This is a genomic window from Streptomyces sp. NPDC111507, assembly GCF_055638955.1.
Map to the genome: position 1 here is coordinate 73,611 of NZ_JBVKBU010000006.1, position 23,831 is coordinate 97,441.

Annotated in this window: 20 protein-coding genes and 3 pseudogenes; 11 read left to right on the top strand and 12 right to left on the bottom strand. The window is 70.9% G+C overall.

Features of this window, described 5'->3' with window-relative positions; all coding sequences use genetic code 11:
• Positions 1–17 precede the first annotated feature (17 nt).
• The 4 genes from ACZ7M2_RS24560 to ACZ7M2_RS24575 all read right to left on the bottom strand — a co-directional run bounded on the left by ACZ7M2_RS24560 (position 18) and on the right by ACZ7M2_RS24575 (position 4,648).
• On the bottom strand, positions 18–1,412 hold the full coding sequence (locus tag ACZ7M2_RS24560; RefSeq protein ID WP_471597077.1) for an NADP-dependent succinic semialdehyde dehydrogenase: 1,395 nt from the start codon (positions 1,410–1,412) through the stop codon (positions 18–20).
• 86 nt (positions 1,413–1,498) lie between these two features.
• Positions 1,499–1,963: an NUDIX hydrolase gene (locus tag ACZ7M2_RS24565; protein WP_471597078.1), complete on the bottom strand. Its 465-nt coding sequence runs from the start codon at positions 1,961–1,963 to the stop codon at positions 1,499–1,501.
• On the bottom strand, positions 1,960–3,498 hold the full coding sequence (locus ACZ7M2_RS24570) for an ATP-dependent DNA ligase (protein ID WP_471597079.1): 1,539 nt from the start codon (positions 3,496–3,498) through the stop codon (positions 1,960–1,962). Before ACZ7M2_RS24570 ends, ACZ7M2_RS24565 begins: the two co-directional genes overlap by 4 nt.
• Positions 3,499–3,721: 223 nt before the next feature.
• Complete coding sequence (locus tag ACZ7M2_RS24575; protein WP_471597457.1) at positions 3,722–4,648, bottom strand: NAD(P)/FAD-dependent oxidoreductase; 927 nt, start codon at positions 4,646–4,648, stop codon at positions 3,722–3,724.
• Between the two features lie 87 nt (positions 4,649–4,735).
• Here ACZ7M2_RS24575 and ACZ7M2_RS24580 point away from each other — a divergent pair, with 87 nt between their 5' ends.
• The 6 genes from ACZ7M2_RS24580 to ACZ7M2_RS24605 all read left to right on the top strand — a co-directional run bounded on the left by ACZ7M2_RS24580 (position 4,736) and on the right by ACZ7M2_RS24605 (position 10,082).
• The gene (locus ACZ7M2_RS24580; RefSeq protein ID WP_470057353.1) at positions 4,736–5,332 is read left to right on the top strand and encodes a helix-turn-helix domain-containing protein; all 597 of its coding nucleotides are present in this window, start codon (positions 4,736–4,738) and stop codon (positions 5,330–5,332) included.
• Positions 5,333–5,426: 94 nt separating this feature from the next.
• Complete coding sequence (locus tag ACZ7M2_RS24585; protein WP_352046734.1) at positions 5,427–6,404, top strand: NADPH:quinone oxidoreductase family protein; 978 nt, start codon at positions 5,427–5,429, stop codon at positions 6,402–6,404.
• On the top strand, positions 6,401–7,582 hold the full coding sequence (locus ACZ7M2_RS24590; RefSeq protein WP_471597080.1) for an acyl-CoA dehydrogenase family protein: 1,182 nt from the start codon (positions 6,401–6,403) through the stop codon (positions 7,580–7,582). Before ACZ7M2_RS24585 ends, ACZ7M2_RS24590 begins: the two co-directional genes overlap by 4 nt.
• On the top strand, positions 7,579–8,709 hold the full coding sequence (locus ACZ7M2_RS24595) for an acyl-CoA dehydrogenase family protein (RefSeq protein ID WP_471597081.1): 1,131 nt from the start codon (positions 7,579–7,581) through the stop codon (positions 8,707–8,709). Before ACZ7M2_RS24590 ends, ACZ7M2_RS24595 begins: the two co-directional genes overlap by 4 nt.
• Before the next feature lie 173 nt (positions 8,710–8,882).
• Positions 8,883–9,740, top strand: a complete 858-nt coding sequence (locus tag ACZ7M2_RS24600) for a phosphatidylinositol-specific phospholipase C/glycerophosphodiester phosphodiesterase family protein (RefSeq protein ID WP_471597082.1) — start codon at positions 8,883–8,885, stop codon at positions 9,738–9,740.
• 147 nt (positions 9,741–9,887) lie between these two features.
• Positions 9,888–10,082 carry a hypothetical protein gene (locus ACZ7M2_RS24605; RefSeq protein WP_352046738.1) on the top strand — a complete coding sequence of 65 codons (195 nt, stop codon included), beginning with the start codon at positions 9,888–9,890 and terminating at the stop codon, positions 10,080–10,082.
• A gap of 32 nt (positions 10,083–10,114) precedes the next feature.
• Here the strand turns inward: ACZ7M2_RS24605 and ACZ7M2_RS24610 are convergent, their stop codons facing one another.
• The 6 genes from ACZ7M2_RS24610 to ACZ7M2_RS24635 all read right to left on the bottom strand — a co-directional run bounded on the left by ACZ7M2_RS24610 (position 10,115) and on the right by ACZ7M2_RS24635 (position 16,552).
• Entirely contained in the window at positions 10,115–11,389 is a 1,275-nt protein-coding gene (locus tag ACZ7M2_RS24610; protein WP_471597083.1) for a phosphodiester glycosidase family protein, read from the bottom strand.
• A gap of 75 nt (positions 11,390–11,464) precedes the next feature.
• Positions 11,465–11,839, bottom strand: coding sequence for a DUF779 domain-containing protein (locus ACZ7M2_RS24615; protein WP_403686162.1), 375 nt, complete (start codon positions 11,837–11,839; stop codon positions 11,465–11,467).
• 177 nt (positions 11,840–12,016) lie between these two features.
• A complete protein-coding gene (locus ACZ7M2_RS24620) occupies positions 12,017–13,576 on the bottom strand; it encodes a protein kinase domain-containing protein (protein WP_471597084.1) in 1,560 nt (519 codons plus the stop codon).
• Between the two features lie 226 nt (positions 13,577–13,802).
• On the bottom strand, positions 13,803–15,221 hold the full coding sequence (locus tag ACZ7M2_RS24625) for a DHA2 family efflux MFS transporter permease subunit (RefSeq protein WP_471597085.1): 1,419 nt from the start codon (positions 15,219–15,221) through the stop codon (positions 13,803–13,805).
• Positions 15,222–15,241: 20 nt separating this feature from the next.
• Positions 15,242–16,051: an alpha/beta fold hydrolase gene (locus ACZ7M2_RS24630; protein WP_471597086.1), complete on the bottom strand. Its 810-nt coding sequence runs from the start codon at positions 16,049–16,051 to the stop codon at positions 15,242–15,244.
• A 42-nt stretch (positions 16,052–16,093) separates the two neighbouring features.
• Complete coding sequence (locus ACZ7M2_RS24635) at positions 16,094–16,552, bottom strand: cupin domain-containing protein (RefSeq protein ID WP_471597087.1); 459 nt, start codon at positions 16,550–16,552, stop codon at positions 16,094–16,096.
• 123 nt (positions 16,553–16,675) lie between these two features.
• On the opposite strand from ACZ7M2_RS24635, the gene ACZ7M2_RS24640 reads away from it, so the two are divergent.
• On the top strand, positions 16,676–17,281 hold the full coding sequence (locus ACZ7M2_RS24640) for a TetR/AcrR family transcriptional regulator (protein WP_471597088.1): 606 nt from the start codon (positions 16,676–16,678) through the stop codon (positions 17,279–17,281).
• An 84-nt stretch (positions 17,282–17,365) separates the two neighbouring features.
• On the opposite strand, the pseudogene ACZ7M2_RS24645 reads toward ACZ7M2_RS24640, so the two are convergent.
• A pseudogene (locus ACZ7M2_RS24645) lies at positions 17,366–17,672 on the bottom strand (SDR family oxidoreductase); the annotation flags it as partial.
• 82 nt (positions 17,673–17,754) lie between these two features.
• On the opposite strand from ACZ7M2_RS24645, the pseudogene ACZ7M2_RS24650 reads away from it, so the two are divergent.
• From ACZ7M2_RS24650 to ACZ7M2_RS24660, 3 genes and pseudogenes are all read left to right on the top strand, one after another.
• Positions 17,755–17,885 (top strand): annotated as a pseudogene (locus ACZ7M2_RS24650) (IS630 family transposase); the annotation flags it as partial.
• Between the two features lie 553 nt (positions 17,886–18,438).
• Positions 18,439–19,011, top strand: coding sequence for a DUF6529 family protein (locus ACZ7M2_RS24655; protein ID WP_471597089.1), 573 nt, complete (start codon positions 18,439–18,441; stop codon positions 19,009–19,011).
• Positions 19,012–19,155: 144 nt separating this feature from the next.
• The gene (locus ACZ7M2_RS24660) at positions 19,156–19,728 is read left to right on the top strand and encodes a GNAT family N-acetyltransferase (protein WP_471597090.1); all 573 of its coding nucleotides are present in this window, start codon (positions 19,156–19,158) and stop codon (positions 19,726–19,728) included.
• A gap of 122 nt (positions 19,729–19,850) precedes the next feature.
• Here ACZ7M2_RS24660 and ACZ7M2_RS24665 read toward each other — a convergent pair whose 3' ends face one another.
• Entirely contained in the window at positions 19,851–21,143 is a 1,293-nt protein-coding gene (locus tag ACZ7M2_RS24665; protein WP_471597091.1) for a cytochrome P450, read from the bottom strand.
• A 1,687-nt stretch (positions 21,144–22,830) separates the two neighbouring features.
• Here ACZ7M2_RS24665 and ACZ7M2_RS24670 point away from each other — a divergent pair.
• Positions 22,831–23,790, top strand: a pseudogene (locus ACZ7M2_RS24670) (DUF1152 domain-containing protein).
• Positions 23,791–23,831 lie beyond the last annotated feature (41 nt).

The following is a 23,831-nucleotide window of genomic DNA, read 5'->3' on the forward strand; positions in this document are numbered from 1 at the left end:
TGGTAGCTGCGGAACGCTTACGCTCCGTGCCATACGGTGGTGATGTTGCAGAACTCGCGGATTCCGTGTCCCGACAGTTCACGCCCGTAGCCGGACCGCTCGACCCCGCCGAACGGGAACGCCGGGTGGGAGGCGGTCATCCCGTTGAAGAACACGCCGCCCGCCTGCAGGTCGCGTACGAACCGGTCCACCTCGGCCTCGTCGTTCGTCCAGACGTTCGAACTCAGCCCGAACGGCGTGTCGTTCGCGAGTGCCACCGCCTCGTCCAGATCGGCCGCGCGGTAGAGCGTGGCGACCGGCCCGAAGGTCTCCTCCTGGTGGACGCGCATCTCGGGGGTGATGTCGGTGAGGATGGTCGGCGCGTAGTACCAGCCGTGCTCCGTGAAGCCTTCGGGGCGCTCGCCGCCGCAGAGCACGGTCGCGCCGTTCTCCACCGCGTCGTCGACGAGTTCCTCCAGGTCACCGCGGCCCTGTTCGGTGGAGAGCGGGCCGATGTCGGTGTCCTCGTCCAGCGGATCGCCGACCTTCAGCGCCTTCATGCCCGCCGTGAAGCGCTCGGCGAAGGCGTCGAACACGTCCGTGTGCACAATGAACCGCTTGGCGGCGATGCACGACTGCCCGTTGTTCTGCACCCGGGCCGTCACCGCGGTCCTCGCCGCCCGGTCCACGTCGGCGGACGGCATGACGACGAACGGGTCGCTGCCGCCCAGCTCCAGCACCGTCTTCTTGACCTCGTCCCCGGCGACCGAGGCCACGGCGCGCCCTGCCGGTTCACTCCCGGTCAGCGTCGCCGCCTTGACCCGGGGATCGCGCAGGATGCCCTCCACGGCGCCCGAGCCGATCAGCAGCGTCTGGAAAGCGCCCTCGGGGAAGCCCGCCCGGCGGAACAGGTCCTCCAGGTAGAGGGCGGTCTGCGGCACGTTCGAGGCGTGCTTGAGCAGGCCGACATTGCCCGCCATCAGGGCGGGCGCCGCGAACCGGACCACCTGCCAGAGCGGGAAGTTCCACGGCATGACGGCCAGCACCGGGCCCAGCGGCCGGTAGCGCACCAGGACGCGGGAGGCGCCGGAGTCCTTGACGTCGGAGCCGGCGGGCTCCTCGTCGGCGAGCAGCTCCTCGGCGTGGTCGGCGTACCAGCGCATCGACTTCGCGCACTTGGCGGCCTCCGCGCGGGCCTGCTTGACCGGCTTGCCCATCTCCGTGGTCATCACCCGGCCGATGTCGTCCCGCTCCTCGTCGAGAAGGTCGGCTGCCCTGTGCAGCAGCCGTGCACGCTCGGCGAAGGACGTGGTGCGATAGTCGCGGAACGTGGTCTCGGCCGTGGCGAGCCTGCGCTCGATCTCCTCGGCGCCGAGCGCGTCGTACGTCTTGAGCGTCTCGCCGTTCGCCGGGTTCACCGTCGCGATGGGCATGGCCGACCTCCTGAAGCGGGCTGTTCCTCGAGCCTGTTTTCCGACCCTCCCGCGCGGCGAGGTGCGGCGCAACGCGGAGGTCGCTCTCAGTCCGAGTGCTCCGCCAGCCGGTCGAGAAACGCCGCCTGCGCCGGCACGATCAGCTCCGCGGCCCGGTCCAGGCCGAACCATTCCACCCGGTCCAGCTCGGGAAACTCCTGGCGCCGTCCCGACTTCGGCGGCCACTCCATCTCGAAGGTGCCCGGGACCATGGCCGCCGGGTCGAGGTCCGCCTCGATCGCCCAGGCCGTGACGACCTTGCCGTTCTTCTGTTCGACCTCGCCGAGCGGGACGGCCTCGCCGTCGGGCGGCGGCAGCCCCAGTTCCTCCTGGAACTCCCGGCGCGCCGCGTCCCAGGCGGTCTCGCCGGGCTCGTACTCGCCCTTGGGCACGGTCCACGCCCCGGCGTCCCGCCGCGCGAAGAACGGGCCGCCCATGTGGCCGAGCAGCACCTCCGGGCCGTCGGCGGCGCGCCGGTACAGCAGCAGTCCCGCACTGCGCTTCCCCGTCACGGAGCCACCTCCGGGTGTGCGGCGAGCAGGGTCTCGACCGTGTCGGCCTCCGCGGGCGTCTTGTCCTCGCGATAGCGCACCACGCGGGCGAAGCGCAGGGTGACCCCGGCCGGGTAGCGGGTGGACTTCTGCAGACCGTCGTAGGCGATCTCCACGACGAGTTCGGGCCGTACGGTGACCACGTGGCCGCTGTCCTCGACGGCCAGCTCCTGGAGGCGCTCGGTCTGCCAGGCCAGCATCGCGTCCGTCATGCCCTTGAAGGTCTTGCCGAGCATCGCGAAGGAACCGTCCGCGGCGCGGGCCCCGAGGTGCAGGTTGGAGAGCTTGCCGGTGCGCCGTCCGTGGCCCCACTCGGCCGCCAGGACCACCAGGTCGAGGGTGTGCACGGGCTTGACCTTGAGCCACGACGCCCCGCGCCGGCCCGCGCTGTAGGGGGCGTCCAGGGCCTTCACCACCACGCCTTCGTGACCGCGCTCCAGCGTCTCGGCGAGGAATCGTCGTGCCGGGGGGATGTCCTCGGGCCCGTGGGCGAGGGCGCGCCGCACCCGCATCGGCTCGGGCACCAGCCGCGCCAGCTCCGCGTGCCGTTCGGCGAACGGCAGATCCAGCAGATCCCGCCCGTCGACCGACAGCGCGTCGAAGAAGACGGGGGAGACGGGCACGCTCTTCGCGGCCGTGGCCACATCCACCCGCGAACCCACCCGCCCGGCCGTCTCCTGGAAGGAGCGTGGCCGCCCGTCCTCGTCCAGCGCGATCACCTCGCCGTCCAGGATGAACCGGGTGCCCTTCAACTCCATCGCCGCGGAGGTGAGCTCGGGCAGCCGGTCGGTGATGTCGTCGAGGGTGCGGGTGTAGATCCGTACGTCGTCGCCGTCGCGGTGCAGCTGTACGCGGATGCCGTCGAGTTTCTCCTCGACGGCACACGCGCCCAGCTTCTCCACTGCCTCGGACACGGACGTGGCGCTGTGGGCGAGCATGGGCAGCACCGGGCGGCCCACCGTGAGCCGGAAGTCGTCCAGGGCTTTTGGGCCGTCCGTCAGCAGCGCCTGCGCCACCGTCTGCAGCGATCCGGCGAGCATCACCGCCCGCCGTACGTCCGCGGCGGGCGCGCCGGTCGCCTCGGCGAGCCCCTCGACCGCGACCGCGTCCAGCGCGCCCTGCCGCACCTCGCCGGTGAGCAGCCCGAACAGGAACCGCTGCTCGTCCTCGGTGGCCGCCGCCCGCAGCTCGTCCATCAGCCGCCTGCGCTCCGCCTGCGAGCCGGCGCCCGTGACCGCGCCGACCTCCGTCAGCCGGGCGTCCACGTCCCGCACCGTGAGCGAGGGCTCGGGCGCGGGCGGCACAGGCCCGCTCAGCAGCTTCCAGCCGATGCCGAGCCGCCCCTGTGGGAGACGGCCCGCCAGATACGGGATCACGATCGGCACGTCGTCCGCGTCGGCGTCCCGGAACAGCTCGGCGAGCAGAGCGGTCTTCCGGGACCGCGCCGAGGCGGCGGCGACCTCCCGGGACACATGGGCGAGCCGGGCGAGCAGCATGGAGCCATGGTGCTACGGAGGGCCGCCGTCCACACCCGGGCGGTCAGCTCCGGGGCCAGGATTTGTCCGGCCGGTCACGGTGCAGGCGCGGGATGCCGGTCACATCAGCCGCTCCGCGGCGGGCGCGCCTCTCGCGCCTTGAAGGGGCGCGGGGAACGGCGCGACCGGCCACGATGGCGCCGCGGACGATCGACGGCACGTCCCGGTCCTTCCAGCGGAGCGTTCAGGCGGCGTCGAGGTCGGCGAGGAGCAGCTCACCGTTGAGCGTGGCCGCCGCCCGGTAGCCCGCGCCCGCGGCGTTCACGACCTGCTCGGCGAAGCCCACCGCGTTGCCCGCCGCCCAGACGCCGGGCACGGTCGTCAGGCCCGTCTCGTCGACCACCGGGTACGTGCCGAACGGGGTCTCGCGCAGCTCGGCGCCCAGCCGCTCGAACAGGTCGTTGCGGGGGACCGCGCGCGGCGCCACGAAGAGCGTCGAGCGGTCGTGGACGGTACCGTCCGTGAGCCGGACCCCCGTGAGCCGGTCGCCCTCGACGACGAGCCCCGCGACCTCACCGGGCACCACGACGACTCCGGCGGCGGCGAGCCGGCGCGTGTCGTCGGCCGTCAGCTCCCCCTCGGCGACCGTGTGCAGGAAGAGGGTGACGTCCTTCGACCACTGGGAGACCATCAGTGCCTGGTGGACACTCATCGGCGTGGCGGCCAGCACCCCGAAGGACTGGTCGCGGACCTCCCAGCCGTGGCAGTAAGGGCAGTGCAGCACGTCCCGGCCGAAGCGCTCGGCGACCCCCGTGACCGTCGGGAGCTCGTCCGCCAGTCCGGTGGCGAGGATCAGCCGCCGCGCGTGCACGGTCCGTCCGGCCGCGAGCGTCACGAGGAACTCGCCGCTGTCCTGCCGGGACACGTCCACCGCCCGGTCCCGGACCAGCTCGACGCCGTACCGCGCGATCTCCTCGCGCCCCGCGGCGAGGAACTCCGCGGGCGGCATGCCGTCCCGGGTCAGATAGCCCTGCAGATGCGCGGCGGGCGCGTTGCGCGGCTCGCCGGCGTCGACGACGAGCGTGCGGCGCCGGGCCCGGCCGAGGACCAGTGCGGCGGACAGGCCGGCCGCGCCGCCTCCGACGACGACGGCCTCGTACCTCTCGGTCATGTCGGTCATGGTGACCACCTCCACCGCAGACGGTCGCCCGACCGGTGCCGCATTGACAAACAGCTTTGCCGAATCTGCAATATGGGCATGAGCAAGGGCATGGATGACGAGGCACGGACGGACGAGGTGCTGGCCGAGGTCGGGCCGAGACTGCGGCGCATCCGCAAGGAGCGGGGCGCGACACTCGCCGGCCTGTCCGAGGCGACCGGCATCTCCGTGAGCACGCTGTCGCGGCTGGAGTCGGGGCTGCGCAAGCCCAGTCTGGAGCTCCTGCTGCCGATCGCCCGGGCCCACGAGGTACCCCTGGACGAGCTGGTCGGCGCGCCCCCGGTGCGCGACCCGCGCGTACGCGCCCAGCCGATCGTGCGCGGCGGCCGCACCCACTGGCCGCTCACCCGGCAGCCCGGCGGACTCCAGGCGTACAAGGTGCTCGAACCGCAGCGCAAGCTCGAGCCGGAACCCCGGACCCACGAGGGTTATGAGTGGCTGTACGTGATGTCGGGGCGGCTGCGGCTCGTGCTGGCCGACCATGATGTGGTGCTCGGTCCGGGGGAGGCCGCCGAGTTCGACACGCGGGTGCCGCACTGGTTCGGGTCGACGGGGGAGGGGCCCGTGGAGTTCCTGAGCCTGTTCGGGCCGCAGGGGGAGCGGATGCATGTGAGGGCGCGTCCGGCCCGTCCGTGAGGGCGTGACGCACACGACTGTTCCCTGATCGGCAAGCGACCGCTTAGTATGCGATCGAGCCCGGTCAGACAGAGCAGTCCCGTGGAGGCCCCGCATGCAGGCATGGCAAGTGCACCAGCTCGGCGAACCGAGCCAGGTGATGCAGCTCCAGGACGTGGAGCGACCGGTGCCCGGTGAGGGGCAGGTCCTGCTCAAGGTGCGCGCGGCGAACATCAACTTCCCGGACGTGCTGATGTGCCGCGGGCACTACCAGGTCAGGCCGCCGCTGCCGTTCACGCCCGGTGTGGAGATCTGCGGCGAGACCGAGGACGGACGCCGCGTGCTGGCCAACCCCGCGCTGCCGCACGGCGGTCTCGCCGAGTACGCCGTCGCGGACGCCGCCGCCCTGCTGCCCGCGCCCGACACCCTCGACGACGCCGAGGCCGCAGCCCTGCACATCGGCTACCAGACGGGGTGGTTCGGTCTGCACCGCCGGGCCCGTCTCGAAGCCGGCGAGACGCTGCTCGTCCACGCCGCCGCCGGAGGAGTCGGCAGCGCGGCCGTGCAGCTGGGCAAGGCGGCGGGCGCCACCGTCATCGGTGTGGTCGGCGGGGCCGACAAGGTGGCCGTGGCGCGCGAGCTGGGCTGCGACGTCGTCATCGACCGGCGTACCCAGGACGTCATCGCCGCCGTGAAGGAAGCCACCGGCGGCCGGGGCGCCGACGTGATCTACGACCCCGTCGGCGGTGAGGCGTACACCCAGTCCACCAAGGTCGTCGCCTTCGAGGGCCGGATCGTCGTCGTGGGCTTCGCCAGCGGCTCGATCCCCAGCCCGGCGCTCAACCACGCCCTGGTGAAGAACTACGCGATCCTCGGCCTGCACTGGGGCCTGTACGGCACCAAGAACCCCAAGCTGATCCAGCACTGCCACGAGCAGCTCACCGAGCTGGCCGCGCGCGGCGCCATCAAGCCCCTGGTCAGCGAGCGAGTGCCGCTGGGCGGCGGCGCGGCCGCCGTGCAGCGGGTCGGCGACGGTGTCACCACCGGCCGGGTCGTCGTGGTGCCCTCTCTCGAGAACGGAGCAGCCGCATGACCGACGCAGCCGAACTGCGCACCCGTACGAAGGAGTTGCTGGCGGCGCACCCGCCCGCGACCACGGACCGCCTCGACTTCCTCAAGGCCCGTTTCGACGCCGGACTCGCCTGGGTGCACTACCCCGAGGGCCTCGGCGGGCTCGGCGCCCCGCGCACCCTCCAGGCCGTCGTGGACGCCGAACTGGAGGCCGCCGGCGCCCCCGACAACGACCCGCGGCGCATCGGCATCGGCCTCGGCATGGCCGCGCCGACCATCCTCGGCTTCGGCACGGAGGAACAGAAGCGGGACTTCCTGCGGCCGTTGTGGGTCGGCGAGGAGGTCTGGTGCCAGCTCTTCAGCGAGCCCGGCGCCGGGTCCGACCTGGCCGCGCTCGGTACGCGTGCCGTCCGGGAGGGCGACGACTGGGTGGTCAACGGGCAGAAGGTGTGGACCTCCAGCGCCCACCTCGCCCGCTGGGCCATCCTCATCGCCCGCACCGACCCGGACGTGCCCAAGCACCGCGGCATCACGTACTTCATCTGCGACATGACCGACCCGGGCGTCGAGGTGCGGCCGCTGCGCCAGATCACCGGCGAGGCCGAGTTCAACGAGGTCTTCCTCACCGACGTCCGCATTCCCGAAGCGCACCGGTTGGGTGAGGTCGGCGACGGCTGGCGGGTCGCGCAGACCACGCTCATGAACGAGCGCGTCTCCATCGGCGGTATGCGCATCCCCCGCGAGGGCGGCATGATCGGCCCGGTCTCCAGGACCTGGCGCGAGCGTCCCGAACTGCGCACCCACGATGTGCACCAGCGGCTGCTGAAGCTGTGGGTGGAGGCCGAGGTCGCCCGGCTCTCCGGCGAACGGCTGCGCCAGCAGCTCGTCGCGGGCCAGCCCGGCCACGAGGGCTCCGGGATGAAGCTCGGATTCGCCCGCCTCAACCAGGAGATCAGCGGCCTTGAGGTCGAACTCCTCGGCGAGGAGGGGCTGCTGTACGACGACTGGACGATGCGCCGACCGGAACTGGTCGACTTCACCGGCCGCGACGCCGGCTACCGCTATCTGCGCTCCAAGGGCAACAGCATCGAGGGCGGGACCAGCGAGGTCCTGCTGAACATCGTCGCCGAACGCGTGCTGGGCCTGCCGTCCGAGCCGCGCACCGACAAGGACGTCGCGTGGAAGGACCTCGCCCGATGAAAACGACGACAACGACGACTACGCCGGCGACACAGAGCACCCAGCCCGATCTGCTGTACTCGGAGGAGGAAGAGGCGCTGCGTGCCGCCGTCCGCGACCTCCTCTCCGACCACTGCGACGCGGCGGGCGTCATCACCCGCACCGAGACGGACACCCCGCACGATCCCGAGCTGTGGAAGGCGCTCTCGGACGGGATGGGCCTGGCGGGCCTGCTCGTACCCGAGTCGCTGGGCGGCCAGGGCGCCACTCACCGCGAAGTCGCCGTGGTGCTGGAGGAGTTGGGGCGTGCGGTCGCGCCGGTGCCGTATCTGACCAGCGCCGTCGTCGCCACCGAGGCGCTGCTGGCCTGCGAGGGCGAGGAGGCCGCCGCGCTGCTGACGGCGCTGGCGTCGGGCCGGACGATCGGCGTGCTCGCCGTCGCGCTGTCCGTGGCACCCGGCGGCGCCCACCAGGCCGTACGGAACGAGGACGGCTTCCTGCACGGGGAGCTGACGGGGATCGCGGACGCGGCGGTGGCCGACGTGCTGCTGGTTCCGGCGGATGACGGCGGACTGTACGCGGTGGACGGGGACGCCGTGACGGTCACCCCGCAGGTGTCCCTCGACCTCACCCGGCCGCTCGCCAGGGTCACCTTCGACGGGGTGCGGGCACGTCGTCTCGGCGCCGCGGAACCCGCCGTACGACGGGCCCTGCGCAGCGGCGCAGGACTGCTCGCCTCCGAGCAACTCGGACTCGCCGACTGGTGCTTGACCGAGACGGTCCGGTACCTCAAGGAACGCAAGCAGTTCAACCGGCCCGTCGGCGGATTCCAGGCGCTCAAGCACCGGCTCGCGCAGCTGTGGCTGGAGGTCGTCAACACACGCGCCGCCGCCCGCGGTGCCGCCGACGCGCTCGCGACGGGCAGCGCGGACACCGACGTGTCGGTCGCCGTCGCGCAGGCGTACGCGGCGTCCGTCGCCGTCCACACCGCCGAGGAGGCCCTCCAACTGCACGGGGGCATCGGGATGACCTGGGAGCACCCGGTTCACCTCTATCTGAAGCGGGCCAAGGCGGACTCGATCGCGTACGGCACGGCGGGAGCCCACCGCGCCGCGCTGGCCGAACTGGTGGACCTGCAAGCCCCCTGAGTACATCTGCCAGAGGCCCGTCCCACCAGGGGCGGGCCTCTCGGTGTGCGCACCGCGGGTGAAGTGAACAGACAGCGGCAGTCCGGCCAACTCCCCTCAGCTCAAGGTTTGTTGGGTCTCCGAGGACCGCATACTCGCTGAGTTCCGTAGCGCACCCCTCAGGGAGGCAGAGCATGGCCCTCACCACCCGTCGCAGAGCCCTCACCACCCTCGGCGCCGCCCTAGCGGGCTCGGTCGCCCTGCCCGCCTCGCGAGCACTGGCGGGGGAGGAGAAGCACCACACGCGCCCCCTGTGGCGTGCCCACGCGCACAACGACTACGAGCACCCGCGACCCCTGTTCGACGCCCTCGACCACCGCTTCGGCAGCGTCGAGGCCGACATCTACCTCGTCGGCGACCAACTCCTCGTCGCCCACGACCCGGTCGACCTCGACCCGACCCGCACCCTCGAATCCCTCTACCTCGCGCCCCTGGCCGCCCGTGTGAAGGCCAACCACGGCTCGGTCTACCGGGGATACCGCACGCCCCTGCAACTCCTCATCGACATCAAGACCGAGGGCTCGTCGACGTACCTCGAACTCGACCGCCATCTGAGCCGCTACCCACACCTGTTCACCACCTACGCGCACGGCCGGGTGCGCCCGGGGCCGATCACCGCGGTGATCTCCGGTGACCGCGCCGCCCGTACGCCCATGGAGGCGCAGAGCGTGCGGCGCGCCTTCTACGACGGCCGGCTCACCGACCTCGGCAGCGCGGCCCCCGCCTCCTTCATCCCGCTGATCTCGGACAACTGGACGCTCAACTTCACCTGGCTGGGCGACGGTCCGTTCCCCGACGCCGAGCGTGCGAAGCTGCGCGGCATCATCGCGTCGGCGCACCGACGCCACCAGAAGGTGCGGTTCTGGGCCACGCCCGACCTGGCGGGCCCGGCGCGCGAGGCCCTGTGGGGCGAACTACTGGCCGCCGACCTCGACTATTTCAACACCGACGACCTCGCCGGGCTCGAAGCCTTCCTCGACGCGCACGAGTAGACGCGCACGAGCAGGTGCCCGCGCTGGTGTGCGAGTGGGCGTAGACACCACACGTTCGGAGGACACGTCAGCCGCCCGGCCGAACCCTCCGCTACGCGACACTTGCGGCCGAAAGCCGCGGTGTCGACGTGGCGGAGGAGGTTGACGATGGCCATTTCCATCTCTGTGGTGGTACTGCTCCTGATCCTCGCGGTGGTCTTCCTGCGCAACGGCGCGCTGAAACCCTCGCACGCGGTGGTCTGCGTACTGCTCGGCTTCTATCTGTCGAGCACCACCATGGGGCCGACCATTCAGAACGGACTCACCGCGACGGCGGACATCGTGAGCAGCCTGCGCCCCTGACGTGCGGGTCCAGGTGCGTGTCAGGCGCCGTGTCAGCTGCCTGAGAACACTCCGATGCCGTTGGGGACCGGGCGTTCGGCGCCGCCGGAGGGGTGGTTGAGGACGCTCACCGCGCCCGCTCCCGGCATCCGCGCGACCATGGTCGTGGAGCCGCCCCCGTCCAGACTGAACGCGTCGACGGAGCCCAATGTCCGCATGGTGTGCGCCACTTCCGCGATGGTCAGTCCGCCGCGGTAGGCGGGCGCACCGTCGAGGGCGAGCAGAAGCAGGCGCCGCCCCTTGTTCGCGATGCCCACGGCGGTCCGTACGGCCGAGGTGGTGTTGTTCAGACCGGGCAGCGGCTGCCCGTGGGTGAGGACCGGATAGCCGCCGACGGCGAAGCGGTACCGGATTCGGGTGCCGGCCGCGACGAGCCAGTGCTGAACGCGGACCGCCTGCCCCTTCGCCAGCTCGCGCAACCGCTGCGCGCCCGCTTCGCGCCCCACCAGCACGGTGGTGCCGGACGCGACGGGACCGCCGCCGGGTGTGGAGGCCGTCGACACGACCCGGCCGCGGCGGACCGTCACCTCGTAGGTGTCCGAGCTGCAGGGCGCGGCGCGGTCGATGTCGGTGCCGCAGACGGCCCGCTTGCGGGAGACACCGCCCCAGGCCGAGGTGAACGCGCCGATGGAACCCTGCGGCAGCGCGTACTGGTTGAGCCCACCGAGCGCCCACCGCCCACGGGAGCTGCGCACGGAACCGTCGAGGGCCAGGCTGTCCAGCCGCGCCCGGCCGTCCAGGCCCACGCCGAGCACGTTCTTCGTGGTCGTGCCGGGCGGCAGGGCGGGGCCGAAGCGCTGACCGTCGGGGACCGCCGCCTTCAGCGTGCGGCCGTTCGCGATCGCGGGACCCACGGTCGCGCCCGTGGCCTCGACCCCAGGATGCTGGGCCTCGGAGATGTCGAAGAAGTCACCGTTGACACCGGCGACGGCGCCCTGCGCCTCGGCCAGCCGGGAGACGGCCGCTCGGGAGGCCACGGCCGCGGAGTGGAGGAGATCGACACGCACATGACGGTTGCTCAGATCGACGCTCAGTACGTGTGCGCGCGCCACGCCTTGGGCGGCCGGGAGGTCGAACTCCTTGTACGTGATGCCCGGGGCGACGGCCTTGCCGGCGCGAGCCTCCGCGTCGGCGACCGTGCCGTTCCGGGTGTGGGCGCCTTCCACGCCGCTGGCCGGTGCCGCCCCCACCAGGGCCGCACCGGCCAGCGCGCTCCATGCCGTGAGAACCGTCAGTGCTGTTCTGAGTCGTCCGTCGCGAGGTGTCACGGTGCCCCCTGAGGTCTCGTCAACTGTCTTGGAACTCAGGGGGATTGCAGCAGACTGTGACGACCTGTGCGGGGCCTAGGCGTCTACGACGCGGGAACGGATGAGAAAACGCACTCCTTCGGGTGCTTCCAGGGAGAAACCGCTGCCGCGGCCCGCCACGACGTCGACGATCAGTCGCGTGTGGCTCCACAGCTCGTACTGGCTCTTCGACATCCAGAACGTCACCGGCTCGTCGAGCCCCTCGACGTCCAGCTCGGCGAGCAGCACGTCGGAGCCGCCGGTGCGGAACTCGCCCTCCGGATAGCACATGGGCGCACTGCCGTCGCAGCAGCCGCCGGACTGGTGGAACATCAACGGTCCGTGGACCGCCCGCAGCTGCCGCAGCAACTCGGCGGCCGAGGGCGTCAACTCCACGCGCGGGGCGGCGTCCGTCGTCTCCTGCTGGTCCATGGCGTGTCCCTGCCTTGATGCGCGGAAACGGATGTGACCGCTTCGCGCGAGGGTCGGTCGGTCCGGCCCAGTCAACTCCTGGCTTGGTTGCAGACAGGTTGCATGGCGGCAGGGGGGGAGGATCAGGTGGCAGGGCGAGGGAGGAGCCACGTGCGTCCGGTGCGCGCCGGCCGCCCGTCAAGGCTGGTGTGTGACCCTCACCTCTACGGTCAGCGCACCTCTGTTGTCCTCGGAGCAGGACCCGGCGGCGTCGTTGATCCCCAGTTGCAGGGGGCCGTTTTGAGCCGCCCGGAAAGTCAGTTTCCGCCCGACGGTATGGACGGGGGCGTCCTGACTGTCGGAGAGGCGTGCCAGCAGGGTGCCGAACGGCGCCGCCGGCTTGATCTTGCAGCTCTTCGCCCCGTCCAGCGACTGGTCCGTGAGCGCGTCGTAGCCGGTCGGCCCGGTCACGGGCTTGTTCCGGTAGTCGACCGTCCATTCTCCGGAAACGAACCGTACGGTGACCCGGTCTCCCTGCTGGACGGTCAGTCGGGTCACCGACTGCCAGCCGGTCGTCGAGCGGACGACCTGACTGATGGTCGCCGTCGTGGGGTCCTTCTTGAGCGGCAGCGCCCCGGTGAGGAAGAGACCACCGCCGACGCCCGACGCCAGCACCGCCGTACCGGCCAGTGCCCACCAGAGCCGCTTCGGTCCCCGGGACGACTGCCGGGGCACGGGCCTGAGCGACGTGGTGTGCAGGGCCGTCGGTACGGGCTCCCCGGCCGGGACGAGTCGCTCCTGGCCGCTGGTCACGGTGTCCACGTCGGCCGACGCGGCAGAAGGCTGGAACACGCGCACGGTCGGTGACGGCAGTGGCCCGGCGTCCGCCTCTCCCGCCGCGACGCGCCGCAGCGCGGAACGGGCGGTGGCCGCCGAAGGGCGCTCGTCGGGGGACTTGCGCAGCAGTGCCTCGACGACCGGGCGCAGCGGGCCGAGCCGCTCCGACAGGACGGGTCCCTCGTACGCCACCGCGTGCAGCGTCGCGGGCCGTGCCGGTCTGCGGAACGGGGACTGCCCGCCGCAGACCGTGGCGAGGGTCGCGCCCAGGGACCACAGGTCGGAGGCCGGGCCGACCGGCGATCCCATCACCCGCTCGGGTGCCATGTACTCGAGGGAGCCGATCAGTTCACCGGTGGTCGTCAGGAACTCGCCGTCGTCCAGGGCCGCGATACCGAAGTCGGTGAGGACGGCGTCGCCGTCGCGGCGCAGCAGGACGTTGGCTGGCTTGACATCACGGTGCAGGGTGCCGGCCGCGTGCACGGCCTCCAGCGCGTCGAGCAGTTGCACACCCAGGGCGGCGGTGTGCTGCGGCGTGAGCGGCCCGCTCTCGGCGATCCGGTGGGCCAGCGAGGGCCCCTCGACGAGTTCCATGACGATCCACAGCCGGTCCTCGGACTCGACCAGGTCGTGGACGCCCACCACATGGGGATGCGGCACCCGGGCGACCGCGCGCGCCTCACGGACCGCGCGGCGCACCCGTATGCGCTGCTCCTCGTCGCCCTGGGTGAGGATGTGCAGTTCCTTGGCCGCGACCGGGCGGTCCAGCAGCTGGTCGTGGGCGCGCCAGACCGTGCCCATCCCGCCTCTGCCGAGAACGTCGTGAAGGAGATACCGACCGGCGATCAGCCGCCCTGAGCCTCGTTCCGAACGCGTTGCCGCCTGGTGATCGCCATCTCCGGGTATCACGCGCTCTCTCACGTTTCCTTCCCGGTGGACTGGGCGCCCGCCGGCCGTCGTTCGATCAGTCGTCGTTCGTTAGCTCGGTGTTCCGGGCTGAGCATAGCGGAGTGCATTGTGGCGATATGCAGTCAACTCGCGTGCGGCGAAGGGCTTTTGACAGCCGGTGCTCTCCGGATGTCCGGCTGCCTCTCCGTCGAGGCCGCAGCGGGAAGTTCGCTGACCGCGATGATCTGTGCAGGGGGTGTCAACGGGCGTCCAGGAGATCGCGCGGTACTCGGACGGGTTCGGAGGGATCGTCTCCCGCGGCCGTGCGGGCTGCCCAGGGGCCGGTGGTCAGGATGCCCAGGGCGAGGATGGCCAGACCGCAGCCGGCGATGATCCACCAGGCGGCCGGGCGTGCCCCGGCGGCGATCACGGCGCCGGTCACCGCGATGCCGAGCGCGGCGCCGACCTGACGGCTGGTCGCGGCGATCGCGGCGGCCACCCCGGCCTGGGCGCGCGGCAGGCCCGAGACCGCTGTGTGGGTGATGGGCGCGTTGACGAAGCCGAAGCCCAGTCCGAACAGTGCGTACGCCGCGTAGAGCAGGATGTCCGAGCGCTCGGCGGATCGGGTGGCGACGATGGCCAGCAGGCCGCCGACCGTGATGCCGGCCCCGGCGAGCAGCAGCGGGATGCGCGGGCCGCGGCTGCCCACGATCCGCCCGGCCAGTGGCGGGCACACCAGTGACAGCACCGCCATCGGCAGCAGGTGCACCCCGGTGCTCAGGGCGCTGAGCCCCAACACTTGTTGCAGATAGAGGGTGTTGGCGAACAGGAAGCCGCCGAGTGCGGTGAAGGCGCACACCGCCATCACCGTCGCCCCGCTGAAGGGCGCGCTGCGGAAGAGGCGCGGGTCGACCAGCGGTTCGGCGCGTCGCTTCTCGTAGGGGATGAAGGCGGCCAGCGCGCCGGCCGCGGTGATCAGGCAGATCACGATGGTGGGGGAGGTCCAGCCCCGGCCCGGTGCCTCGATGATGGCGTACGTCAGTGTGCCGAGCGCGGTGATCACCAGCAGTTGGCCCACCGGGTCCACCCTGCGGGGCCGTGGCGCGCGTGACTCAGGGACGAACAGGGTGGTGAGCAGGAGCGCGGCCAGCCCGATCGGCACGTTCAGCCAGAACACCGACCGCCATCCGGCCGTCTGGACCAGTACGCCGCCGAGGATCGGCCCGGCCGCCATGCTGATGCCCACCACCCCGCCCCACACGCCGATGGCCCTGGCCCGCTCCCTCGGTTGTGGGAAGGCGTTGGCGAGGATGGCCATGGCGACCGGGGTGAGCATGCAGCCGCCCACCGCCTGCGCCATGCGGAACACGATCAGCCAGTCCAGCGATGGTGCCAGGCTGCACAGCGCCGATCCGCCGGTGAACAGCACGAGCCCGAGGAGGAAGACGCGCCGTCTCCCGACGCGGTCGGCCGTGGAGCCGGCCAGGATGAGCAGCGAGGCCAGCACGATGGTGTAGGCGTCGAGGGTCCACTGCAGGCCCGACACGGAGCTGTGCAGGTCTTCCTGTATCGAGGGCAGGGCGACGTTCAGGATGGTGGTGTCGAGACTGACCAGGAGCACGCTCAGGCAGCAGACGGCCAGGACCAACGCGGGTCTGCTGCGGCCGGGTTGAGACACGTCGGCCGCCCTGTCCGGGGTCAGTGCCGCGGCCGGTCGGTGGCGTGGGCTGCGGCGAAGTCCCAGAGCACCGGGAGGAACCGCTCGGGCGTCTCGGTCTGGGGCATGTGGCCGGTGCCTTCCAGCAGCCGGAACTCCGCGTCGGGGATGGCCTGCGCGTACGCGCGTCCGTAGCCGGCGTCCACGACCTGGTCACTGGCGCCCCACGCGACCAGGCTCGGACGGGTGATCTTGGCGAGACGGTCGGTCAGGGTGGGGTCGGCCATGGCGTGTGGGCCCGAATAGAGCTGCAGGGTCGCACGGTTGGCGGCCATGACCGCGCGCTGCGCCTCGGTCAGTTTGCTGGGATCGAAGCGGAACTTCGAGGGGTCGTGGAAGGACAGGCGGGACAGCTCGACGGGCGTCAGGGAGAAGATGTCGGCTATCGGGTGGCCGGGGACGGGGATGCCGACGGCGTTGACGAGGGTGACACTGCTGACCCGAGGGCTGCTCAGGGTCGCGAGTTCGGCGGCGATCCAGCCGCCGATCGAGTTGCCGACAACGGCGACGTCCCGCAGGTCGAGTACGTCGAGCAGTTGGGCGTAGACCTGGGCCAGGGTCGTGACGTCGGTCAGCCACTCGGGGCGGGCAGTGCCGTCGAAGCCGGGGTGCACGGGGGTGAACACCCTGGCCGGACGCCGCTCGGCCAGCAGGCCGGCGAACGGGGTGACGGTCTGCGGGCCGCCGCCTCCGTGCAGCAGCAGGAACGGGTGCCCCTCCTGCCCGAAGAGATCGACGGTGACGCCGAGGGTGCCCTGGTCGAGCGTGAGCGTGTGGGTGCTGCGGGTCATGCGGTGCTCCTCAAGCGGGCTGTGTCGAGGGGGAGGTTGCCGTCACGCGAAGTCGGTCGTGGGGACGGTGGCGTAGCGGCTCATCACCGCGACGGTCGACTCCGGGGTCAGTTCCCGGCCGCCCGCGATCATGTTCCGCAGGTCGCGGAAGTACTGCACGTACAGGTCGGGCGTGAAGGTGTTGAGCATCACCGCGGGCGTGTCGCCGAGGTTGGCGAAGGTGTGCGGGGCGCCGGGCGGGATCATGGCGAGCGTGCCGGCCGGGGCCACGTGGGTCGTCTCCCCGATGGTGAAGTGCACGGTGCCGGAGACGACGTAGAAGCCCTCGTCGTGCTGGGCGTGACGGTGCTGGGGCGGGCCCTGGGTGTGCGGGGCGATGGTGATCTCTCCGATTCCGAGGCGGTGCCCGGTGGTGCTGCCGTCCTCGAGGATGCGCATCTGTGTGGGGCCCAGCTGGATGGTCTCGCCGTCGTCCGGGCCGACCACGGAAACCGTGCTCATCGCTTCTCCTTCGTGAGAGTTGACTCTCATGAGATTAGGGAGTCGAGTGCCATAATGCAAGTCAACTCTCACGACGAGGGATGGCTGCTAAAATGCGGGTGAGTCAACAGGAGGAGTCCCACGATGACGGCGCAGGCGGGCACCGGCCGCACCAACCAGAAGCAGCGCACGCGAACGGCGATCGTGGCGGCCGCCCGGGATCTCACCGGCACGGGCGCCGAGGTGACCATGCCCGCGATCGCCCGCGCGGCCCTCGTCTCCGAGGCCACCGCCTATCGGTACTTCCCCGACCTTCCGTCGCTGATCAGCGAGGCACTGGCCGGCGTCTGGCCGCCTCCCGCCGAGGCGCTCGCGCCGGTCGCGGACTCCACCGACCCCGTCGAACGCGTCACCTTCGCCTGCGAGTTCCTCCTCCGCGGTATCCTCGCCCGCCAGGGCTCGGTACGCGCGATGATCGCCGCCACCATCACCCGGCCCGAGACGGTGCCCACGCGACCGGGCATTCGCTTCGGACTCATCGACCATGCGCTCCTCCCTCTGGAGGACACGCTCGGCGCGAGGGACCCGGACGGCTTCACCCAGCTCAAGCGGGACCTCGCGGTGGTCGTGAGCGCCGAGGCGCTCTTCACCCTCACCGATCTGTGCGGGCTCGACCCCGACGAGGCCATCACCAGCGCCGTACGGACCGCGACCACCCTGACCGAGGCCGCAGTGCGCGCGATCGCGTAGCGGTGGGGCGCGGTCAGAAGGGTGTACGGCGGCGCTGCCCTTCACCCGGGACCGGGTACCACCGGCGTCCCACCGAGTGACCGGCTACCTGCTGAGGCCGCCATCCACCAGCAGGACGACGCTGGTGATGGAGGAGGCGCGGTCGCTGAGCAGCCAGGCTGCGGCCTGTGCTGGTTCGTCGGGTTCATCGGGTTCGTCGGGTTCGGCGGCGCGGCGCAGCGGGGTCCTGGCGTTGAGTTCCTCGACGATCTCGGGGTGGTGCCGCTGCCAGTCGGTGATCATCTCGGTTCGGGTGGTGCCGGGGGGCGATGGCGTTGACCCGGATGCCGTGCGGGCCGTGGCTGATCGCCGCAGACTCGGTGAGGCTGTTCACGGCTCGTTCGGTGGCTCCGCCAACGGTATGGAGAGCGACAGCCGCGTCGGCCGGCCCCCGAGACCGGTCGTTGCGGCTTTCACCCGACGGCTGACCGAAGGACGGACCTGGGGCTGACGCGGGCGCACCCCGGTCGTGACGGTGAGCGGGTGGCGCTCGGGGCCGCTGTCGGTCGCCGGGCTGATCGCCATGCGGCCCGGGTCCCGCACCCGGCCGTGCCACCGTAAACGCGGACCTCGTCAATGGAGCAGCGACAGCCCAGGCGGACCAGTTGGAGTGGACAGGACCCGAGTACCAGGGGCCAACTGGGAGAAGAGGTCCGCCGGCCTCGTTTCCCGCGGCTGCCTGGATGCGCCGTCCGACACCATGGAGCGCTCATGAAAGGAATGGCCGCGGCGACAGTGCCGGCGGTTTCCGCCACGCCGCTTGCTGCCGCAAGCGACTGTCCCAGCCGGACGATCCCGTCCGCCTGCGCCAGGCCCACCTCTGGAGCGCCGGCGGCGGGCATCCCCGAATGCATCGGCACGGCCGCACCCGACAGCACGGCCCCCGACCCTGGCACGGCCACGGTCCACTTCAGCGAGCTCGGCCCCGTCCTGGACGACACCAAGGGGCGGACGCTCCACCTCGCTCAAGTGACCCGCACCGGGCACCCGCTGCACTGCTTGGTCACTGACACGACGGCCGGTGACACCAACGGTGAGGAAACCAGGGCGTCCGGCGCCACAGTGGTACGTCGTCAACGCATCCGGCAGCAAGGCCGTCCCCGATCGATCGGGGACTGATGACCGGGCACATGGGCGCGCGGACGCGGCGGCCCGCACGAACGGTGGCGGGCTTCTTGGCTGCTTTGCTGCCGGTCGCGGTCGCGGTGGGGGTATATGTGTTCGGCCGCACGCACACACCCGACTACACCAGCGGCCTGTTCGGGCAGCACGGCGTCGGAGTCTTCGAACTCAAGGCGCGCCTGGGCAGCGCTCTGATGGGACTCGCGGTCGTCCAACTGCTGCTCGGGCTGTGGATGTACCGGCGCCTACCGGGAGCGGGGGCCGCGCCGCACCGGGTGCACCCCGCACACCGGCTCATCGGCCTCCTTGCCTTTCTGCTCTCGCTGCCCATCGCCTACCAGTGCATCACCGCCTACGGAGTTGATTTCACCAGCAGCCGGGTGGCGGTGCACTCCATCACGGGCTGCGTCCTGTACGGCGCGTTCGTCGCCAAGGTGCTGGTGGTGCACAGCCGCCGACTGCCCGGTTGGGCGCTTCCGGCCGTCGGCGGCGCCCTGGTCGTCGCCATCGCACTGATGTGGTACACAGCCGCCTTGTGGTTCTTCACCGGCTCCGCCCCCGGCTTCTGATGAACCGACAGCTCACGGTGCGGGAGTTCCATCACAAACTCGCCCGGGACATCCGCCACGGCAAGCGCGGGCAGATCATGCAGGCGTACCGCACGCGAACCTCACCTGCCTCGGCGTGCCTCTCGGCCTCGCGCGCACTGGAGCGTGATCGAATACGGCATGGCATCGTCCTGGACTGGTGAACGGGTACGCCTACGCGCTGTCGAGCCCGACGACTGGACAGCGTTCGCGCGCTTTGCCGACGATGACGGGCGGCGAGGGAGCCGGCTGGATCTACCGCGGTCCGCCGAGAGCTACCGTGCCTGGGCGAAGGAGCAAGCCGTTGCCACGTGCGATGACGACCACTTCCGGTTGGCAGTCGAAACGACGGCCAGGGGAGAGCTGGTTGGCGCCGTCGGCTCACATCGCACCGGCCCTCGTTCAGGCTGGTTCGAGTTTGATATCACGATCGGCGCTGACCACCGGCGCAAGGGCTACGCATCAGAAGCCGTAGTGCTGCTGATGCGCTTCATGTTTGCCGAGCGGCGCTATCACAAATGTCTAGGAGCGATCTTCGCCCACAACGAGGCATCGCTGGCACTCACCCGTCGGCTCGGCTTCACTGAGGAGGGGCGCCTGCGGGAACACGTCTACTTCGCCGGCCGGTACCACGAACTCGTCATGATGGGCATGCTCGCCGACGAGTTCGACCAGCGACACGCGATGAGCGCACCATGAGCCGGGGCCATGAGCCGAGGCCATGAGCTGGTCATCCAAGCGTGTGCGGAACGGCACTCGAACTTGTTCAACGTTCGCTGTTGGCGGGTGGACGCGGCCTGTCACCGCAAGCAGGCCTGCCCTCAGGTGCGCAAGGTGGCGCGCAGGCGCAAGCCGACCGTTGCGAGACCTTCCAAGGTGGTGACCTGGTAGCTGGGCTCCGGTCCGGGCGGCTCGCTCAAGTGGTAGCGGCGGGCGGTCTGTGCGGTCAGGAGCGTCAGCATCGCCATGGCCAGAGCGGCTCCCTCGCAGCCGTGCGGCCCGGTGCCGAAGGAGAGGAAGGCCCCCGGTTTCGCCGGCGAGCCCGAATCATCGAGCCAGCGCTCGGGCTGGAACCGGTCCGGATCGGAGTGTTCCCGTGCGTCGCGGTGGGCGGTGTAGGGGCAGACGAGAACGGTGGACCCGGCGTCGATGGTGTAGCCGGCAAGCTGAGTCTCTCGCGTGGCGCGCCGGGTCAGCAGCCAGCTCGGGGGGTGCAGTCGCAGCACCTCGCGCACCAGCGCCTGGGTGTACTGCAGGCGGTCGAGGTGGGTGCTGGTCGTCGCGGCCGGGTCCGCGGGCAGCAAGGCGGCTTCGGCCGCGACGCGTCCCGCTGCCTGGGGGTATCGGGCCAGGTGGAGCAGGATCCATCCGGCCGCCCGGGAAGGTGTCTCGAAGGTGGCGACGGTGATCCCGGGGAGAGTGTCGATGACGGCCTCTTCCGGCAGCAGGCCGTAGCGGGCGGAGGGTCGGAGCATCTGTCCCAGCATGTCGTCACCGAGCCGGCCCGATGAACGGCGCCGGCGGACGATGGGCCGCAAACCGTTGACGAAGGCGACTTGCTGCCGTGTGCGGAACCGCCGTGCCGGTGTGGGGATCCAGCGCGGCCATACCCAGCGAGAGGGACGTACGAGCACCTCCCGGGCCAGGAAGAGCTGTGAGGCAAAGGGCAGCAGGGTGGGAGCGTCTTCGGAGAAGAGGTAGCGCACGCCGATCTCTGCCAGGGCGTGCCGGACCGGGGGCAGAATCTCGACGTCCTGGCCCGTGGGCCACTGGTCAGCAAATCGAGCGGCACTGGGCGCGATCTCACCGATCCGCGCTGCGACCGCCTGCGGGCGCAGTCCGCGCATGCGGGCGGCGTGAGCGCGCGCACGCTCCTCAGACGTCGGTGCTCCGCCCGACCGCTTCAGCGGCGGGAAGAGAGGTGAGGATGCCTTGGGGAAGTCCTGCGCGCGGCGCAGGACTGCTTCACACGGCTCGGCCGTAGCGGCTACGTAGACACCCGGCTCCAGCTGCCAGACGTCCCCGCACTCGTCAGCGCCACGGCGAGCCAGGGCAAGCCGGTCGCGGCTCCAGGCCGCGAAGCTGCCATCCGGCAACCGCGGCGGCTCATTCATTCGGCCCATGAGATCGTGCCTGACTCTCGTCCCCGTCCAGGTCGATATCGTCGGCAGCGTGGCTGGGAGCCGGCGGGCACGCGGAGGCGCCCGCCGACAGTGCGGTCAGACCGAGTCGTCGCCGGCGTACGCATCCCATTCATGGGCCCCGTACGCACCGTAGTGGCGGGTGAAGGACAGTCTGCCGAGCAGCTTGGCGATCATGATGCACTCCTCTCGCCTGTCTGAACCCTCCCAGTCGAGGGCTCAGCAAAGAAGTTCCCGCCAGCACTCAATGGCACGCGTACCATCTTGTCACACATGCCCCATATGTCATATTCGGATCATCGGCCACTCGTACGGGTGCCTGGTCGCCGGAACCTTCGGCGCGCAATTCAGCCCGACGCCGGTCATCGGCCGGATGCCGGCCAGGTTACGGGCCCACGCAGTGCGATCCATGCTCACCAGACTGTGACGTAGGGCCGCGGCGGCGGCGCGGTGATCAACCGGATGAGGGTGACGCGCTGCGACTGACCACCGGGAAGTTCGGCAGGTTTGTGGTGGGCAAGATGGAGGATGCCGAGCTGGTCGGGTCAGCGGTGGGCCCGTCGAGCGCGCCGTGGTGCGACCGCGTCTTATCCGAAGAGAGCCCCACCAGGCAGCGCCAGGCGGCGTGTTACACCACCGTCTGGCGAAAGACGCGCACGACCCGCCCCTTTGAGGTGCCCTCCGCTCTCTCTGCTCCCTGCTCGCAGCACTAAGCTCCGCCGGTCCGCTGAGCCGGCTGCTCCAGCAGCTCTGCGTCACCGGCCTTGGGGCAGTCCCGGCCGTATGGTGCGGCGTCCCCGACGGGCAGTGTCGCGACGGCGTCGTGCCACGTGAGCCGCGGCCCCTGCGCCGGCCACGAAAGGTCCGCCGACTCCGGCTCTCCTGGCCCACAGACTCGTGCGGGGAGCCTGACCCCCGATGTCCGTCTCGTACGACGGGGCGAGTGCTCCGTCTCGTACGACGGGGCGAGTGCTCCGTCTGAAGCAACCTGAGGTCTGCCGGAGGCGTCGCGGGCGACGTGACGCCGACTTCCACCACCAGCTCGGGTCGCACCAGCGTGACGTTCAGCGTCTTCTTGGTGCTCCACCCGGCGGAGAAAGACCAGCCCGTCCAGGGACGGCCGCGCTGGGCCGGAGCGAGAAATCCGCCCACTGCAGCACCCGTTGCCCGGGCGGGAGTGGTGGTGCATCCCGGCCGACGCACACGGCAGCCACTCGTGCACGACGTCAGCCTCGGTGGTCGACGGGCACAGCGCCCACGACGCCGACAACTGGCGGGCGGCGAACACGGACTCCAGCGCGGCTCGGTGCCGCCGGTTCGGCCACCCGGTCGTGTCCGTCCCGGACAGCCGCAGCAGATCGAACGCGACGAAGTGGGTCGGCCACTCCTCCGCGGCCGGGCAGCCCCGGCACCGCGCCGGGCAAGCCGGTTCCGCAACCACTCGAACGCGAGGCGGCCCGCGGCATCCCATACGACCAGCTCGCCGTTTATGTGAGCTGTTTCAGGTGTCTCATGAGCGGGTGTCAGCCGGGGCCCGTCACCGCAGCAGGTCGACTCTGACGGCCGAGCCTCGGAGGCTTTCATTCCTGTTGCTCCGCGGCTCCGTCGTCGGGCGAGAACTTGGGAGCGCCCGGTGGCGGGTCCCGGGACAATGATCGGCATGACGTCTCTCCACTCCAACCCGCTCTTCACTCGGCTTGCCGATGCCGAACGGATCCTCGTCGCGGGCGCGGGTGGTGGATTCGACATCTACTCCGGCCTGCCGGTGGCTCTTTCCCTCCTGCACCAGGGCAAGCAGGTGTATCTCGCGAACCTCTCCTTCAGCGCACTCGAGGGTCTTCCGATAGACGACTGGGTCGCCCCCGACCTGGCCGCCGTCACCCCCAACTCCGCTGTGCACCAGAGCTATTTCCCCGAGCGGACCCTTGCTCAGTAGTTGCGCCGGCACGGCTACCCGTTCACCGTGTACGCCTTCCCCCAGACCGGGGTTCGTCCGCTGCGCGCCGCCTACCAAGCGCTGATCGAGCTGCACGACGTCGACGCTGTGGTGCTGGTTGACGGCGGTACGGACATTCTGTTGCGTGGTGACGAAGCGGGACTCGGTACTCCGGAAGAGGACCTGGCCAGCGTGGCGGCGCTGGCCGCGCTGGACGGTGTGCCGACCCGGCTCGTCGTCTCCGTCGGCTTCGGTGTGGACGCGTACCACGGCGTAAACCATGTGCAGGTATTGGAGAATATCGCCACGCTGGAGCGCGACGGCGCGTACCTCGGCGCCTTCTCGATACCGCGCGCCACCCGTGAGGGCGCTCTCTACCTTGACGCGGTGACACACGCTCAGCACCACACCCCGGAGCACCCCAGCATCGTGAACGGTTCCATCGCGGCAGCCGTGCGCGGCTCGTTCGGCGACGTCCGGTTCACTGATCGCACCCGGGGCAGCGAGTTGTTCGTGAACCCGCTGATGTCCCTGTACTTCGCCTTCGACCTGCCGGGCCTGGCAGCCCGCTGCCTCTACCTGGATCGCATCGAGGACACCCACCTGATGCGCCAAGTCCATGCGCGAATCGCCGAGTTCCGCGAATCCATAGTCACTCGCCCACCCCGCCACTTCCCGCACTAGTGACCAGGCCCACTGCGCACTGCCCAGTGACATCGCTGCGT

Coding starts and splice junctions, on each gene's coding strand:
- ACZ7M2_RS24560 (WP_471597077.1), bottom strand. CDS start 1,412: ATGCCCATCGCGACGGTGAACCCGGCGAACGGCGAGACGCTCAAGACG.
- ACZ7M2_RS24570 (WP_471597079.1), bottom strand. CDS start 3,498: ATGCTGCTCGCCCGGCTCGCCCATGTGTCCCGGGAGGTCGCCGCCGCC.
- ACZ7M2_RS24575 (WP_471597457.1), bottom strand. CDS start 4,648: ATGACCGAGAGGTACGAGGCCGTCGTCGTCGGAGGCGGCGCGGCCGGC.
- ACZ7M2_RS24580 (WP_470057353.1), top strand. CDS start 4,736: ATGAGCAAGGGCATGGATGACGAGGCACGGACGGACGAGGTGCTGGCC.
- ACZ7M2_RS24585 (WP_352046734.1), top strand. CDS start 5,427: ATGCAGGCATGGCAAGTGCACCAGCTCGGCGAACCGAGCCAGGTGATG.
- ACZ7M2_RS24590 (WP_471597080.1), top strand. CDS start 6,401: ATGACCGACGCAGCCGAACTGCGCACCCGTACGAAGGAGTTGCTGGCG.
- ACZ7M2_RS24595 (WP_471597081.1), top strand. CDS start 7,579: ATGAAAACGACGACAACGACGACTACGCCGGCGACACAGAGCACCCAG.
- ACZ7M2_RS24600 (WP_471597082.1), top strand. CDS start 8,883: ATGGCCCTCACCACCCGTCGCAGAGCCCTCACCACCCTCGGCGCCGCC.
- ACZ7M2_RS24605 (WP_352046738.1), top strand. CDS start 9,888: ATGGCCATTTCCATCTCTGTGGTGGTACTGCTCCTGATCCTCGCGGTG.
- ACZ7M2_RS24615 (WP_403686162.1), bottom strand. CDS start 11,839: ATGGACCAGCAGGAGACGACGGACGCCGCCCCGCGCGTGGAGTTGACG.
- ACZ7M2_RS24630 (WP_471597086.1), bottom strand. CDS start 16,051: ATGACCCGCAGCACCCACACGCTCACGCTCGACCAGGGCACCCTCGGC.
- ACZ7M2_RS24635 (WP_471597087.1), bottom strand. CDS start 16,552: ATGAGCACGGTTTCCGTGGTCGGCCCGGACGACGGCGAGACCATCCAG.
- ACZ7M2_RS24640 (WP_471597088.1), top strand. CDS start 16,676: ATGACGGCGCAGGCGGGCACCGGCCGCACCAACCAGAAGCAGCGCACG.
- ACZ7M2_RS24655 (WP_471597089.1), top strand. CDS start 18,439: ATGACCGGGCACATGGGCGCGCGGACGCGGCGGCCCGCACGAACGGTG.
- ACZ7M2_RS24665 (WP_471597091.1), bottom strand. CDS start 21,143: ATGAATGAGCCGCCGCGGTTGCCGGATGGCAGCTTCGCGGCCTGGAGC.